The sequence below is a fragment of the Bradyrhizobium sp. Mp19 genome (assembly GCF_029952935.1).
Taxonomy (GTDB): Bacteria; Pseudomonadota; Alphaproteobacteria; order Rhizobiales; family Xanthobacteraceae; genus Bradyrhizobium; species Bradyrhizobium elkanii.
The window spans coordinates 1-605 of record NZ_JASAUT010000193.1 but is presented as its reverse complement, the minus strand read 5'-3'; the positions used below and the strand labels follow the sequence as shown (position 1 = coordinate 605).

General features: G+C 61.3%; 1 pseudogene. It reads left to right on the top strand.

Annotated elements, in window-relative coordinates:
- Nucleotides 1-43: 43 nt before the first annotated feature.
- A pseudogene (locus tag QJT82_RS45555) lies at nt 44-605 on the top strand (IS5-like element ISBj2 family transposase); the annotation flags it as partial.

Below are 605 nucleotides of genomic sequence, written 5' to 3'. Positions count from 1 at the left end.
TAGGGTCTGTACCTAAATAGCGCCACGTGATTCTCTTGCCTACGTGTTGATTCGGGGGCGAGAGAATGCGCGCTGGTTTGTTTTGGCTGAACGACAGGCAATGGGCGCGTATCGAACCGCATCTGCCGAGGGGACTGACGGGGCCGGATCGGGACGACGACCGACGCATCGTCAGCGGCATCATTCACATGCTGCAATCGGGTGCACGATGGCGTGATTGTCCACGTGAATACGGCCCTTACACGACGATCTACAATCGCTTCAATCGCTGGGCCAAGCGAGGACGATGGTGCGCAATCTTCGAAGCGCTGGCCAAGCCTGGCGAAGACGGCGTCGTACTGTCGCTCGACTCGACCTCGATTAAAGCTCACCGGTGTGCCTCCGGCGGAAAAGGGGGGAGCACAATCAAGCAATCGGCCGCTCGCGCGGAGGCCGCACGACAAAAATCCATGCGCTGAGCGATCCGCTCTGCCGGCCGGTCGTCCTGCATCTGACTCCAGGCCAGGATGCCGATATCGCTGCGGCTCCCGATGTCCTGGCGCTCGCGCCACCCATGAGCGTGCTCCTCGCCGACAAAGGGTATGATGGCGACAAGCTTCGCGGCG